This window comes from Castellaniella sp. (assembly GCF_049650445.1).
Lineage (GTDB): Bacteria > Pseudomonadota > Gammaproteobacteria > Burkholderiales > Burkholderiaceae_B > Castellaniella.
Genome location: NZ_JBASAD010000041.1, coordinates 16,700 through 30,019, shown reverse-complemented (window position 1 = coordinate 30,019; position 13,320 = coordinate 16,700). Strand labels below are relative to the sequence as shown.

The 13,320-nt window shown below is 69.1% G+C and carries 14 protein-coding genes; 1 reads left to right on the top strand and 13 read right to left on the bottom strand.

Annotation, left to right across the window (positions count from 1 at the left end):
• Window positions 1–99: 99 nt before the first annotated feature.
• The 12 genes from WA983_RS14860 to gspG all read right to left on the bottom strand — a co-directional run bounded on the left by WA983_RS14860 (window position 100) and on the right by gspG (window position 12,014).
• Window positions 100–1,518, bottom strand: coding sequence for an aspartate ammonia-lyase (locus tag WA983_RS14860; RefSeq protein ID WP_424247294.1), 1,419 nt, complete (start codon window positions 1,516–1,518; stop codon window positions 100–102).
• 174 nt (window positions 1,519–1,692) lie between these two features.
• Entirely contained in the window at window positions 1,693–2,898 is a 1,206-nt protein-coding gene (gene gspF, locus WA983_RS14855) for a type II secretion system inner membrane protein GspF (RefSeq protein WP_424312260.1), read from the bottom strand.
• A gap of 19 nt (window positions 2,899–2,917) precedes the next feature.
• The gene (gene gspE, locus WA983_RS14850; RefSeq protein WP_424251170.1) at window positions 2,918–4,339 is read right to left on the bottom strand and encodes a type II secretion system ATPase GspE; all 1,422 of its coding nucleotides are present in this window, start codon (window positions 4,337–4,339) and stop codon (window positions 2,918–2,920) included.
• Window positions 4,336–6,678, bottom strand: a complete 2,343-nt coding sequence (gspD, locus tag WA983_RS14845; protein WP_424251172.1) for a type II secretion system secretin GspD — start codon at window positions 6,676–6,678, stop codon at window positions 4,336–4,338. Before gspD ends, gspE begins: the two co-directional genes overlap by 4 nt.
• Entirely contained in the window at window positions 6,675–7,511 is an 837-nt protein-coding gene (gspN, locus tag WA983_RS14840) for a type II secretion system protein N (protein ID WP_424251174.1), read from the bottom strand. The genes gspD and gspN overlap by 4 nt, the downstream gene beginning before the upstream one ends.
• Entirely contained in the window at window positions 7,508–8,092 is a 585-nt protein-coding gene (gene gspM, locus WA983_RS14835; protein ID WP_424251176.1) for a type II secretion system protein GspM, read from the bottom strand. Before gspM ends, gspN begins: the two co-directional genes overlap by 4 nt.
• Window positions 8,089–9,129, bottom strand: coding sequence for a type II secretion system protein GspL (gene gspL / locus WA983_RS14830; protein ID WP_424251178.1), 1,041 nt, complete (start codon window positions 9,127–9,129; stop codon window positions 8,089–8,091). Before gspL ends, gspM begins: the two co-directional genes overlap by 4 nt.
• A 13-nt stretch (window positions 9,130–9,142) precedes the next feature.
• Window positions 9,143–10,042 (bottom strand): type II secretion system minor pseudopilin GspK, encoded by a 900-nt coding sequence (gene gspK, locus WA983_RS14825; protein ID WP_424251180.1) that lies wholly within the window; start codon window positions 10,040–10,042, stop codon window positions 9,143–9,145.
• Window positions 10,039–10,719 carry a PulJ/GspJ family protein gene (locus tag WA983_RS14820; protein WP_424312259.1) on the bottom strand — a complete coding sequence of 227 codons (681 nt, stop codon included), beginning with the start codon at window positions 10,717–10,719 and terminating at the stop codon, window positions 10,039–10,041. The genes gspK and WA983_RS14820 overlap by 4 nt, the downstream gene beginning before the upstream one ends.
• Complete coding sequence (gene gspI, locus WA983_RS14815; RefSeq protein ID WP_424247607.1) at window positions 10,716–11,105, bottom strand: type II secretion system minor pseudopilin GspI; 390 nt, start codon at window positions 11,103–11,105, stop codon at window positions 10,716–10,718. The genes WA983_RS14820 and gspI overlap by 4 nt, the downstream gene beginning before the upstream one ends.
• Window positions 11,102–11,599 carry a GspH/FimT family pseudopilin gene (locus tag WA983_RS14810; protein ID WP_424312264.1) on the bottom strand — a complete coding sequence of 166 codons (498 nt, stop codon included), beginning with the start codon at window positions 11,597–11,599 and terminating at the stop codon, window positions 11,102–11,104. Before WA983_RS14810 ends, gspI begins: the two co-directional genes overlap by 4 nt.
• Window positions 11,589–12,014, bottom strand: a complete 426-nt coding sequence (gspG, locus tag WA983_RS14805) for a type II secretion system major pseudopilin GspG (protein ID WP_424247611.1) — start codon at window positions 12,012–12,014, stop codon at window positions 11,589–11,591. Before gspG ends, WA983_RS14810 begins: the two co-directional genes overlap by 11 nt.
• 111 nt (window positions 12,015–12,125) lie before the next feature.
• Between gspG and WA983_RS14800 the strand changes: the two genes are divergently transcribed.
• Window positions 12,126–12,596 (top strand): type II secretion system protein N, encoded by a 471-nt coding sequence (locus tag WA983_RS14800; protein ID WP_424247613.1) that lies wholly within the window; start codon window positions 12,126–12,128, stop codon window positions 12,594–12,596.
• Window positions 12,597–12,621: 25 nt separating this feature from the next.
• Here WA983_RS14800 and WA983_RS14795 read toward each other — a convergent pair whose 3' ends face one another.
• Window positions 12,622–13,299 carry a prepilin peptidase gene (locus tag WA983_RS14795; protein ID WP_424247615.1) on the bottom strand — a complete coding sequence of 226 codons (678 nt, stop codon included), beginning with the start codon at window positions 13,297–13,299 and terminating at the stop codon, window positions 12,622–12,624.
• Window positions 13,300–13,320 lie beyond the last annotated feature (21 nt).

Below are 13,320 nucleotides of genomic sequence, written 5' to 3'. Positions count from 1 at the left end.
CCGGGCAGATACACAATGCAAATCATCTTACTATCATTGTGGATCAAAACCTGCACAGGAATCACGCATCCTCAATCAAAAAATCGAGGGGCGGCGTCCTCAGCCCTCGGTCACCGCCGGATATTCACGCGGCCGCAGCAACTCGGCGGGCTGCAACAGATCATCGAGCTCTTCGGCGCTGAGCAACTGGCGCGCCAGCACCACGTCACGGACATTCAGCCCCCGCTGGAAGGCCTCGGCGGCCACGGCCGTCGCCATCTTGTAGCCGATGACCGGATTCAGCGCGGTGACCAGGGAAATCGAACACTCGATATTCCGGCCCAGCAGCGCGCGGTTGGCCGTGATGCCGTCCACGCAGTTTTCCGCCAGCGTGATGCAGCCATTGCCCAGATGCTTGAAACTGCGCAGCAAAGCGCAGGCGATCACCGGCTCGAAGGCATTGAGCTGCAACTGACCGGCCTCGGCGGCAAACGTGACGGTGGCATCGGTGCCGAAAACTTCGAAGGCGATCTGATTGACCACCTCGGGGATGACCGGGTTCACCTTGCCCGGCATGATGGACGAACCCGCCTGTACCGCCGGCAGATTGATTTCGCCCAGGCCGGCGCGCGGGCCGCTGGAGAGCAGGCGCAGATCGTTGCAGATCTTGGACAACCGCACGGCAATGCGCTTGAGCGCCCCGGACACCTGCACGAAATCACCGCAGTCCTGGGTGGCGCAGATCAGGTCGGCCGCCGTGGCCACAGGCACTCCGCTGATCCGCGCCAGATGTGCACAGGCCAGGCGGGCATATTCCGGATGCGCCGTGATCCCGGTGCCGATCGCGGTGCCGCCCAGGTTGATCTGCTGCATCAGCACGGCCGATTCGCCCAGGCGCGCCCGATCGCCTTCCAGCATCGTCACGAAGGTGCCGAATTCCTGGCCCAGCGTCATGGGCACGGCATCCTGCAGTTGCGTACGGCCGATCTTCAGCACGTCATCGAACTCGGCCGATTTACGGGCAAAGGCATCGCACAGCACCTGCATCGCCCCCTGCAATCGCCCGATGGCGAACCAGAGCGCCAGGCGAATGGCCGTGGGGTAGACGTCATTGGTGCTTTGCGCCATGTTGACGTCTTCATTCGGATGCAGATACTGGAATTCGCCACGCCGATGGCCCAGAATTTCCAGCGCCCGATTGCAGATGACTTCATTGGCGTTCATGTTGGTGGACGTACCCGCCCCGCCCTGCAGCACATCGACCACGAAATGATCGTGCCATTGCCCGGCCCGGATTTCCTCGCAGGCCTGCACGATGGCATCACGTTTTTCCGGCGACAGCAGACCCAGATCGGCATTGGCCTGGGCCGCCGCGCTCTTGATGCTGGCCAGCGCGATCACCAGATCGGGCAGACTGGAAATGGGAGTCCCGGTAATCTGGAAATTTTTCCGAGCACGCTCAGTGTGAACCCCGTAAAGAACATCCTGAGGGACTGCAAGATCTCCGATGAGATCATGCTCGATTCGCGATGCGGTCATGCTTTTTCCGAATAAGAGAATGTGAGGACGACGACCCGTGCCTGTCGCCAGACGAGCCCTCGAGTGTAACGAGAGTCACAAATCCCTGAAAACCGAAAATGTCGAAAAACCCGAAACGTTGCTTTTTTGGCAACGCGGACCATGGAGGGGCGGCCCTCTGCCGCATGTCGCTCATCACTGGATCAGTTGATTGATCTCGATGATGGGCATCATCACCGCCAGCACGATCACCAGCACGATGCCCCCCATGGCCAGAATCATCACCGGTTCGAGCACTGCAGTCAGGGTCAGGGCCCGGCGCTCCAGATCGGCGGCCAGCACTTTTGACGCGCGATCCAGCATGGCGGGCAGTTCGCCCGTGCGTTCGCCGCTGCCGACCAGATGAATCAGCAGCGGCGGAAAGACCTTCTGCGCCTGCAGGGCCTGTACCAGCGAACCGCCTTCACGCACCCAGCGAGCGGCATCGGTGGCGGCCGCCCGCAACTTGCGATTGCGCAGCGTGCGTCCTGCAGCATCCAATGACTCCAGCAGAGGCACGCGGCTGCCCGTGAGGATGGCCAGCGTGGCAGCGAACCGGGCCACGTCCACACCCTGAACATAGCGCCCCAGCACCGGCAGGCGCAGCAGCCTGGCATGCCAGGCCAGCCGCGCCTGGGGGGAGCGCAAGCGCAAACGCCATAGCACGAAGGCGACCGCCAGCCCCGCCATCAGCCATAGCCCCCATGCCCGGACGCCCGCGCTCGCCGCCAACAACAGCCGCGTCAGCCAGGGCAAGGCCTGATGCGCTTGCGTGAAGGCGCTCACCACCTGCGGCACCACGTAGCTGAGCAGGAAAATCACGATTGCCACCGACACCACCGTAACGATGCCCGGATAGATGAAGGCGGTCAGCACCTTGTTGCGCAAGGCGCCACGGGTTTCGATGTAGTCGGCCAGCCGTTCCAGAACGCGGTCGAGATCGCCCGACTGCTCCCCGGCATCGACCAGCGCCCGGTAGATATCCGGAAAATCGCGGGGATGGGCGTCCAGGGCCTGGCCCAGGCGCAAACCGGCGCGCACATCGTCGCATACGGCGGCCAGCACCCGTGCGACCTGCGGACGTTCGGCCTGTTCCAGCGTCGCGCGCAGCGCAGCCTCCAGCGGCAGCCGGGCCGCCAGCAGGCTGGCCAACTGGCGCGTCAACCACCCCAGATCCGCGTCCCGCAGCCGCGCGTGCGCGCCGATGCCCGCGCGCCCCCGGCGGCGCGCCTCGACCACGCTCAGGGGCAGCAGCCCCCGATGACGCAGCATCTGGCGGGCGCCCCGCTCACTGTCGGCTTCGATCCGCCCCCGCTCTTCTCGGCCGGCGGCATCGACCGCCTCATATTGATAGGATGGCATGCCGATGGCCCTCGTTATTTCACGGATCGCGCGCGACGCGCTCGATCTCGGCCCGGGCGACGATGCCCGCCCGAACCCAACGCTCGCCGTCCTGGCGCAGATCGAGCATGCCGCCGCGCCGCGCGGCGTCCCGCAGGCTCTGTTCCCCACAATTTTCGTGGACCATGGCACGCAGCGTGTCGTCCAGCACGAACAACTCATGCACGCCGGTGCGGCCGCTATGCCCCGTGTGCCCGCACGCCGGGCATCCCGCCGGATCACGCTCGGCCGTCCCGTCCCCTCCGGGCCTGCGGCACTCGACGCACAACTTGCGCACGAGCCGCTGCGCCAGAACGCCCTGCAGCGTGGAAGCCAGCAGGAACGATTCCACCCCCATGTCCAGCAGGCGCGTCACCGCCGACACGGCATCGTTGGTGTGCAGCGTGGCCAGCACCAGATGGCCGGTCAGCGAAGCCTGGACGGCGATCTCGGCGGTTTCCAGATCCCGGATTTCACCGATCATGACCACGTCGGGGTCCTGGCGCAGAATGGCCCGCAGCGCCGAGGCGAACGTCAGATCGATGCGCGGATTGACCTGCGTCTGACCGATGCCGAGCAGGTCGTATTCGATCGGATCTTCAACCGTCAGGATGTTCGTCGTCGCGGCATCCAGACGGCTGAGGGCCGCGTAAAGCGTGGTGGTCTTGCCGCTGCCGGTCGGGCCGGTCACCAGCACGATGCCGTGGGGCCGCCGGATCAGCCCGTCCAGCCCCCGCAGCACCTCGGGCGCCATGCCCAGCCGGTCCAACTGAAGGCGGCCCGCTTCCTTGTCCAGCAGGCGCAGCACGACCCGTTCGCCGTGCCCTGTTGGCAGCGTGGACACCCGCACGTCGATGGGCCTGCCGCCCACGCGCAGCGCGATACGCCCATCCTGGGGCAGGCGTTTTTCGGCGATGTCCAGACTGGCCATGACCTTGATGCGCGACACCAGGGCATTGTGCAGCGCACGGCGCGGACTGACGATATCGCGCAGCGTGCCATCCACCCGGTAGCGCACCACCGAATGGGTCTCGAAGGGTTCGATGTGAATGTCGCTGGCGCCATCGCGGGCGGCCTGGGTGAACAAGGCATTGATCATGCGGATGATGGGCGCCCCCTCGCGGGTGTCGAGCAGGTCCTCGATCTCCGGCAGATCCTGGAGCAGACGGCCAAGATCGACGTCGTGGGCCGCCTCGTCGACGATGGCGGCGGCGTCCCCCGCGTGGACATAGGCTGCGGCCAACAGCGTACCGAGGGCTTCGTCGGACACTTCCCGCGTCGGCATCACGCCGTGCACCCGGCGGATTTCCGCCAAGGCCCACGGCGGCGTGCGCGCCGAGATCGTCAGCGTGTCGCCCGCCGCACCGGTCTCCAGCAGCGCGCGCCAGGCGTGCGCCCAGGCGTAAGGCAGACGGTGGCTCATTGGCGGACCGGTGCGGCCACCGCCGCTGCACCGCCGGGCGCCGTCGCACCGGCCGGCGCCGCGGAAAACTCGTCGGCGCGCCGGAAGCCGCGCAAATCCAGCAGCCCCGTCTCCGGGTCTCGCTGCAGCCCGGGCAGGTCGGTCACGGCGTCGTCCTGCATCAGCCACGATGCCTGGATCGGCAAGCCTGACTGCGCCGCCCGCATGAAGTTGTAGCGATCGAGCGTCAGACGGGCGCCGTCCTGGGCGGTGCGCACGATGTGCGGCCGCAGGAACAGCATCAGGTTCGTCTTGCTGTGGCTGCGCTTCTGGTACTTGAACAGATTGCCCAGCACGGGGATGTCGCCCAACAGGGGGACGGATGCCGTGGAATCGTCCATCATGTCCTCCAGCAGACCGCCGAGCACGATAATCTGGCCGTCGTCGACCAGCACATTTGTCTCCAGGGCCCGCTTGCGGGTCACGATCGAACCATTGGTCAGCGACGAGGCCGGATCGAGGCTGCTGACCTCCTGGTACAGGGCGAGCTTGACCGTGCCGCCTTCGGAAATCTGCGGCCGGATGCGCAGGGTCAGGCCCACGTCTTCGCGCTGCACCGTCTGGAAGGGATTGCTGGCGCCATCGCCCGAGGTGGTATAGGAACCCGTCACGAACGGCACCGTGCGGCCCACGATGATGCTGGCCTGCTCATTGTCCAGCGTCATCAGATTGGGCGTGGACAGCACATTCACGCCGCCCTGCTTCTGCAGGGCTCGGGCCAGGACGCTGAGATTGAGAATCTGCGTCCCCAGAGCGCTGACCGTCCCGTTGACGACGCCCAGGTTCAGGCCCTGGCCCAGGGCGTCGATCGTGGTGCGTGTGCTGGCCGGATTCAGGCCGATCCCCGTGCCCCCCAGGTTGGCGCCGCCGAAGAACGCGGCGCCATTGCCGTTCAGGCCGTTGCCGCCGGCCATCCATTGGACGCCGAACTCGGCGGCCTTGTCCGCATTGACCTCGACGATCAGGCTTTCGATCAATACCTGAGCGCGCCGCTGGTCGAGCTGGTCAATGACTTCGCGCAGACTGCGGTACAAGGGTTCCGGCGCCGAAATGATCAGGGTGTTGGTGGTGGCATCGGCCTGAATCGTGGCGCCCGCCGCCGAGAAGGCCAGATTCTGATTGCCGGCAGCCGGCAGCGCCGTCGTGGCGGCGTCCGTCTGGGACGACAGCGCGGCATCGGGCGGGCCCTGCTGCCCCATCGTCTCCTGCGCGGCGACCGAAAGAGAGGGGCCGGACAAGGATTCGGCGCTCCCGCCCCGCCCCATCAGCGCCCCCCGCAACACTTCGGCCAGATGGGTGGCCTGGGCATTGCGCAGATAGACGACATGCAGGTTCCCGGTGCGGGATTCGGGCGTATCCAGGCGCAGGATCAGCTTGCGCGCCTGCTTCAGGCGCTCGGGCGTGATGGCGCGCAGCAGCACCGAATTACTGCGGGGGTCCGCCAGCACGGACACGTCCCGGGTCTTGCGGCCGCTGCCGTCCTGCAGCAACTGCTGCGCCAGGGCGGCCACGTCGAGTGCCACGCCGTATTCGATCGGCACGACGTCCGTGTTCACGGCCAGCGGCGTGTCGACGCGGTCGATGATCTGGGCGATACGATCCAGATTGTCCGCATAATCGGTCACCACCAGGGAGTTGCTGCCCTCCTGCGCGGCCAGGGTATTGTTGGCCGCCACCAGGGGGCGCAGCACCGGCACCAGATCGGCGGCATTCTCGTAGCGCAGGGAGAAGACGCGGGTCTGCAGTTCACCTCGACGCCCCTGCGCCGGGCCCGACACCACAGCCCCCCCCTGCAGCTTGGCATCGGCCTCGGGCACGACACGGCTGACGCCGCCGACCTCGACCACGGCAAAGCCTTGCATGCGCAGGGCACTCAGCAGCATGGCATACGCCGTGTCGGCATCGACCGGCGTGTCCGACACCAGCGTCAACTGGCCGCGCACACGCGGATCGACCACAAAATTACGCCCCGTGAAACGGGCCAGGGCGCGGACCACCGAACTCAGCTCGGCTTCCTGGAAATTGAGCTGGGTCATCGGCCCAGCCGTGCCGGCAGCAGCGGCGGCAACAGGCACCTCGGGCCGTTCGGGAATGGGTTGCAGCCGTCGAGGCTGCGGCGCCTGCCGGAGTTCCCTGGCCGCAGCGCCCGGGCGCCCGGCCGGCGTCGGCGACTCCGCCCCCACCGAGGTATAGACCACCAGGGGCGATTCCTGGGCTTGACGGGAGGCGTTCGGCGCCGCGCAGCCGGCCAGGGCCAGCAGAGTCAGCAGGGCCAGGTATCGGACAGTTTCTGTTTTCATGAATGCATCCGCAAGGGGGTTGCTCCGTCGGGACCGGCTTTCGGCCCCAGGACATCCAGCAGGCGGCGCAGCGCAGCCTGTGTTTCGATCGGCACCGAATCGTCTGGCCGGGCCTTGCCATCGAAGCGCAGCCGGCCGGCCGGCGTCACGGTTCCGCTGCCCTCCAGGCTCAGGGGACCTCGGTCCGTCCTCAGCGTCAGGGCATACATCGGCTCCGGGCCGGCGGCGGTCTCCACCGAGAGGCGGTAATCGCCCAGCGGCGCAACACGGCTCAAAGCGGACCGTGCGTGCTGCCAATGTGCCAGCAGCAGGGGCTGTCCCGGTGCAGCCTGCGCGCCGCCGCGACCGACGCGGAGATCCGGCCACCGCAGCAGGAGTTCCCCGCCGGGCTCCAGCGTATTGAACACCGCGTGCAGGGTCGTCAGGACCGTAGCCGGGACCTGCAGCGTCTGGCCGGAAATACGCAGTCCGCCCCAGACAGGACGGATCTCCAGCGGGCCGAGCAGCCAGGCGTGCGACAGCACCAGGTGCGGGCCACCGGCCCATGCCAGGTGCCAGCGCACAGGCTCGGGCAGGCCGCGCCGCAAAGGCCCCGTGCCGACCGCCAGCGAGGCCTGCGCCGACCACAGGCTGCCCCGGGCATCGGTGATCGTGACGGGCGAGGTCTCCGGCACCCAGGCCATGACCCAGCGGGCGGGCAGCGCGCTCAACGCCGTCAGCGCGGCCACGGCGACCAGCGCCAGAACCCCGGCCAGGCACATGGGACGGCGCGTCGGATCTACCCCGTGCCGCGCCCACCGGTATCCGTGCCCGGAAAAGTCCGGCGCACTCATGGCAGAGCCCCCATCGGCAGCATCAATTCGACGGTTCCGCTGAGCAGGCCCGGGCGGTCCCGGCCATCAACGTGGCTGCGCGCCAGTTCGAGACGCCACACCCGCACCCGGGCGACTTCGGGCAGTTGCGCCAGCCAGGCCAGCAGGCTCGCAACGGGCGCGCGGTCCACCGTCAGCACCCGTCGGAGCTGATCACCCTCCGCGCGCACCGGCCCGAAGCTGCCGTTCGCCTGCAGGCCGGCCCGCTGCAGGCTGTCCTGCAGCGCAGCAGCGGTTTCCTCGACCGACAGGGTTCCGCGCCGGCTGCGGCCCAGTGCCCGGGACTCCAGCACGATGGCGTCGAGCTCGGCCGTCTGCGCCTGCAGCACGGGCAATTGCTCCCGTACCTGGCGCAGCGTGTCCAGTGCGGGGCGCAGGCCAGCCAGCCACAGAACGGCGGCCCCCAGCAGCAGGATCATCAAGCCCAGCAGGCGCTGCTCGCGCGGACTCAAGTGCCGCCAGGACGCACCCCAGCGATGCAGCATGGGCTGCACCCGCGTGAGCCAGGCGCCCCGCCAGTGGAGCCTGTTCGGGCCGCTCATGGCTCGTCTCCCGCCGGCCGCACCGCGCCTTCGGCAGCATCCGGCCGGGTGGCATGCCAAACATGTGGACGGACGGCATCGCGCGCCAGCCGGAGCCCCTGCCCGGCCGCCGTCCGCGCCAGGGCCGCCTCATCGACCAGCGGCCGGTAGCCTTCCGCCAGCGTCAGCGTCAGCCGGTTGTCTTCGTAGCGCAGGCCGAGCACATGGCCCTGCGCGAATCCCAGGACTTCCGCCGTCGCCAGGGCCAGGGGCATGAAATCGTCTGCGGCCGCATCACCACCGGCCAGCCGCAGGGCGTCACGCTGTTGCCGGGCCTGATGCAGGGGATCGATGACCACAGGGATCTGCGGATAAGCCTGCTGCACAGTCTGGCGCATGGACTCGCGCAACGCCTCCAGCCGGCCGCCCTGCCTGGCCGCATGGACGTTCAGGCCCAGGACCCAGACCGCGCAAGCGACGGCGGCCCAGGCGAACGGCCGGCGCCAGCGCCCCGCCCCACCCGCCGGACGGCGGGCCGAGCCGATGAAGGACCAGGCCGGCAGGGGAGCCAGCCAGCGAGGCCCCGCAGGCAGTTCGAGGGGCCGGTCGGGATGCGGATCGCCCTCTGGCAAAGCCAGGGCATGCGGCACCAGGGACACGACGTTCAGACCAGCGGACGCCAGCAGCGACCAGGCCCGTTCCAGGGGCTCGCGCGCCGTCCACGCCACAGCCACTGTGCCATCGGTCCGGCGCGGACCGTGGGCCACCAGCAGGTGATCCGGGTCGGACAGTGTCATGGGTTCGACACTGCTGCGGACCGCGTCGCCGAGCCGCCGGGCGGCGACGGGCGGCACCGTGACGCAGGTGACCACCGTGTCGCCGTCGCGCACGATGGCGTGCACGGGCCACGCGCCCGCCAGCGCAGCCAGGGGCTGCGGCTCCAGGTGTCCCGAGCGCAGCAGGCGGCCATCGCGGTCCACCAGCACAAAGGCCAGCGGCATGGCGGACGTCAGTTCCGACAGAGGAGGCAGCAGCAGCCGCACGTGTTGTCTCATCATTCTTTTTATCTTGTCATTCGTAGCTGACCCAGCGGACCGAGGCTCTCCCCTGCCTGTCACGCTGGAGCAAGGCCCGCAGCCCGACTATCGTATCACCCACCGAGACCTCGCCCGCCACGCTGAACCAGTCGCTGCGGACATCCAGGCGACGCACCTGCTCCGCCTGCAACGCCGGCAGGCGGTTGATGAGATCGCCACGATTGACGAACCACAGTCCCCGGTCGCGCTGGGCGGCCAGGTCCCGCGCCCCGGCCAGGCCCAGCCCCTCGATCACCGCGCCCAGCACTTCAGCAGACGCGGTATTGGCATTGAGCGGCACCGTTTCGGGGAGATAGGCTGCATAAGGACGCAGCGCTTCCACTCCCGGCAGGCCCAGGCCCTCGATGCCTTGCAGGTCGTCGAGGCTGCGCAGCCCCATCGCGACGGGCGCCCGCCCCAGCCCCGGCTGGCTGTCGGCGACACGCTGCGCAAGCACGCGGGCCAGCGACGGGTCCTGCCCCAGCCATTGCAGCAGTCGTTCCAGAGCAGCGACGGCGGCGGGGCTGGCCTGACCGTCCGCCGCCAAATCGCGCAGATTGAACTTGCCCTGCGTATCCTCGATCCGCCCGGAGAATAAGGCGGCGCGGGGGTTGTCGGCCGGTCCCACGGGTAGGTCCGCCAGCGTCTGCGTCCATAGGCCATCGAGCCGGGTCGTGGCGTTCTCGCGCGCATCCAGATGCAGGATGACGCGGGACCAGTCCAGTCCGCCGTGCAGCAACCAATGCGCCTGAGCCAGATGCCGTTCGGTGGACAAGACCCGCACCAGCCGGCCCTGTCCTTCGATCAGAGCCGTCGCCAGCGCGGCAGCAGCGATCACGACCAGCATGGCGGCGATCACCGCCATGCCGCGTTGACGGAATCCGGCGGCCCTCATGGCAGCAGCACCACTTTGCGGTAGGTTCGCCGGGCGCCGTCTTCCTGGCGATGCAGCACGAACTCCAGGCCTGCGGTCTCGTCCGCCGACGCGGATTCCGTTCCCGTGCGCCGCCCGCCACGGGCAGCCGCACGCGGCGCGGCGGTCGCAGCCGCCGACGCGGCCTGCGGGTCCATCCAGCCCTGGCCGGGTCGCCATTCGCGCAGCGACCAGGCGCGCATGCCATCGAGGACCGCGACCGCCGTCCCCGGCTCGGGCAGGGGCAGGCGGTACGATGGGGCGCCAGCCGCCCGATAGAGAACGCCCTGATCCACGTACCAGCGCAGCCGCTGCCACCTGCCATCGCCCGTCGAACGCACCAGGAGCAGCCCCGACTCACGGGCCCAGGCGATGCCTGCTGCAGGAAAGGACAGGCCGGGCGAAGCCGGCCCGCCCACGGCCGCCTGCCAGGCAGGCAGGACATCCGCCCCGGCATGACGCCGCAGATCGCGCTCCACCTGGCCCAGGGCCCGCACCAGGGACAAGGTCTCCTCGGCGCGCGCATCAAGCCGTTCGGAGACACGGTGCACGGCATCGAGCCCGCGCCAGGAGATCAAGCCCAGCAGCGCCAGCAGGACCAGGGCGACCAGCACCTCGATCAGGGTGAATCCACGCTGAGCATGGGCCGGGATCTTCATGGCAGACGCGAGGCCAGACCGTCGAGTTCGGAAAGCACCGGCCCGTCTCCCAGCCGGACGCGCACTGTCACGCGGCGGAAACGCGCATTGGGCGTAGCCTGCACCCACTGCTCGCATTGCAGCGCCAGATCCGCCTGCGGACAGGGCCGTCGATGCCGGCCGACGGCCGGAAAGTCTCCCTGCAGGCGCATCTCCGCCAGGACATTTTCCGCCGACTGCAAGGCCAGGCTGCGCAGCCTGAGCGCCTGCGTGCCGCCGATGCCCACGCCCAGCGCACGGATGCTGGCCGCCAGCGCGACGCCGACGATCGCCAGCGCCACCAGCACTTCGATCAGCGAGAAGCCGCGCTGGCGATCGCTGCGCCCGGGGCGGCCCGGCGCGCTCACGGCCGGACCTCGTAATGCCCGTTGCCCGAGCGCGAGAGGCGCACGGTCCGGCCGCCGGCGCTCAGTGTCACGTCCAGCGGGGAATGAACCCAGTCGCCATCGAAGACCAGGGCGCCGGCCGGCCGGATGCCGACCAAAACCGGTCCATCCGAAAGCCAGGCGCGCGGCCGCAGGGGCACATCCGCCGAAAAGCGCTCATCCCGCGCCCCGGCTGACCGGGCCGCCACCCGAGCCGGCAGGACCAGCGGGCGCGGCAGTCGCTCGAACGCGAACCCCTGCTCGCCGGGCCGCCAGGCGATGCGCGCGCCGCCGGCCCGGGCCTCGATCTGAGCCGTCATGAACAGCCCTGCCAGTCTCTGGGCATCCTGGCGCAGCGTACGCATCCGCGCATCGCCGAACGCTGACACGCTGGCCGCTCCCATCGCAACGCCCATGATGAGGAGCACGACCATCGTCTCCAGCAACGTGAACCCGCGCTGCGGGTCAACGCGCATCGATCCCGATCTCGGCATCCACGCCCTCACCCCCGGGCTTGCCGTCGGCACCCAGGGAAAACACATCGACTTCGCCCCGCACGCCGGGATTCAGATATTGATAGGGGGCGCCCCACGGATCGCGGGGCACGCGGTCCATGTAACGGGACTTGCCGGCCGGCCCACCGGCCAGGATGTCCAGTCCCTGTTCGACGGTCGGATAGCGGCCATGATCCAGACGATAGAGCTTGAGCGCCTGCTGGATAGAGGCCACGTCCTGCCGGGCCGCGATGGTCCGGGCCTGGTCGGGGCGGTCCATGACGTTGGGCACGACGAGCGCGGCCAGGATGCCCATGATGACCACCACCACCATGATCTCGATCAGTGAAAAGCCGCGCTCCAGCGTCGCGCGCGAAAGATAAAGACCTGGTTTCATGATGCTCCACGATGCGCGGATCGCCGATCCGCCTGAGGTCCGGTCCACGAAACGCGCGGCCGGCACTATACTGGACCACTTCGACGTTCCGGACCTCGTGCCCCGCGATCCATGCCCGTCCTTCCTCTTCCCGTGACCGGATTCCTGCACCGCCACGCGCCCGGCCTGCTGCACGCAGCGGCCCTGCTGGCGATCGCCGGCGGCATCGGCTTGTGGGGCGCCCTGCTGCTGGCGCCGCAACCCGATCCGGCGCCTCCGATGCTGGCGGTGGAACCCGCCCCGGCGCCGTCCCTCGACGCCCTGGCCGGCTGGTTCGGCAGTGGCCGGGGCCGTCTGCAGGTACGCATGACCGGCCTGATGGCCGCCGGCCCCAGAGGCACCGCGATCCTGTCGATCGACGGCGCTCCGTCGCGGGCCTTCCGCGTCGGCGACACCCTGGCTCCCGGCGTCATGCTGGCCGAGGTCCACGCACACGGCATCGTCGTCAACCAGGACGGCATGGACGAGGCCATCGCCGCGCCCGCAGCAGCGGCCCCCGCCACGGGTTTCATCCTGGCTGGCCCGCTGCACACCGGCCACTGACACCATCCTCCACGCCGCCATCCGCCTAGGCCCCCAGCAAGGCGGTCACGCCCGCCGCCGCCAGAAAAGGCCCGAACCCGAAGGCCTCGCCCGGCGCCAACCGGCCCATCACCCGCCGCGCGAGCGCCACCGCCAGGCCCAGGACAGCGGCCGCGAACACCACGCGCGGCAAAGCCGCCCAACCCAGCCAGGCCCCCAGAGCAGCCAGCAGCTTGAAATCGCCCCGGCCCAGGGCAGCCCGCCCCGTCAGCGCCCGGAACACCCCGTCGACGCACCAGAAAGCCAGATAACCGCCCGCCGCGCCCACGACCGCATGCGCCAACGGCGCGAAGGTCGCATCCACATTGACCAGCAGACCCAGCCACAGCAGCGGCAGCGTCAAGCGATCCGGCAGGAAGCCGGTCTCTGCGTCGATCCAGGCCAGGGCCAGCAGCACCGACACGAAAACGATCGCGGCCAGGGCTGCGCCCGTGGGGCCGAAACGCCAGGCGCACGCCAGGGCCAGCAGCGCCCCCACCGACAGGAAGATCCGCCGGGAGGCTACGTGCACGGGCATCTGCTCGGCCGGCAGGGTGTCATCCAGCGTCCGAGGCAACCGCCAGGCGGCCCGGGCCAGCGGCACGCCCAGTGCCAGGGAAAACGCGAGGGCGGCGCACCCGGTCGCCACCAGCCCCAGGTTCCAGGTGATCCACAACATGCTCATGCCTCCCCTGCCCGCCTCGAA

What these genes read in the sequence shown, in the direction of transcription:
- WA983_RS14860 (WP_424247294.1), bottom strand. Translation starts at nt 1,518, where the DNA reads ATGACCGCATCGCGAATCGAGCATGATCTCATCGGAGATCTTGCAGTC.
- gspF (WP_424312260.1), bottom strand. Translation starts at nt 2,898, where the DNA reads ATGCCATCCTATCAATATGAGGCGGTCGATGCCGCCGGCCGAGAAGAG.
- gspE (WP_424251170.1), bottom strand. Translation starts at nt 4,339, where the DNA reads ATGAGCCACCGTCTGCCTTACGCCTGGGCGCACGCCTGGCGCGCGCTG.
- gspD (WP_424251172.1), bottom strand. Translation starts at nt 6,678, where the DNA reads ATGAAAACAGAAACTGTCCGATACCTGGCCCTGCTGACTCTGCTGGCC.
- gspN (WP_424251174.1), bottom strand. Translation starts at nt 7,511, where the DNA reads ATGAGTGCGCCGGACTTTTCCGGGCACGGATACCGGTGGGCGCGGCAC.
- gspM (WP_424251176.1), bottom strand. Translation starts at nt 8,092, where the DNA reads ATGAGCGGCCCGAACAGGCTCCACTGGCGGGGCGCCTGGCTCACGCGG.
- gspL (WP_424251178.1), bottom strand. Translation starts at nt 9,129, where the DNA reads ATGATGAGACAACACGTGCGGCTGCTGCTGCCTCCTCTGTCGGAACTG.
- gspK (WP_424251180.1), bottom strand. Translation starts at nt 10,042, where the DNA reads ATGAGGGCCGCCGGATTCCGTCAACGCGGCATGGCGGTGATCGCCGCC.
- WA983_RS14820 (WP_424312259.1), bottom strand. Translation starts at nt 10,719, where the DNA reads ATGAAGATCCCGGCCCATGCTCAGCGTGGATTCACCCTGATCGAGGTG.
- WA983_RS14810 (WP_424312264.1), bottom strand. Translation starts at nt 11,599, where the DNA reads ATGCGCGTTGACCCGCAGCGCGGGTTCACGTTGCTGGAGACGATGGTC.
- gspG (WP_424247611.1), bottom strand. Translation starts at nt 12,014, where the DNA reads ATGAAACCAGGTCTTTATCTTTCGCGCGCGACGCTGGAGCGCGGCTTT.
- WA983_RS14800 (WP_424247613.1), top strand. Translation starts at nt 12,126, where the DNA reads ATGCCCGTCCTTCCTCTTCCCGTGACCGGATTCCTGCACCGCCACGCG.
- WA983_RS14795 (WP_424247615.1), bottom strand. Translation starts at nt 13,299, where the DNA reads ATGAGCATGTTGTGGATCACCTGGAACCTGGGGCTGGTGGCGACCGGG.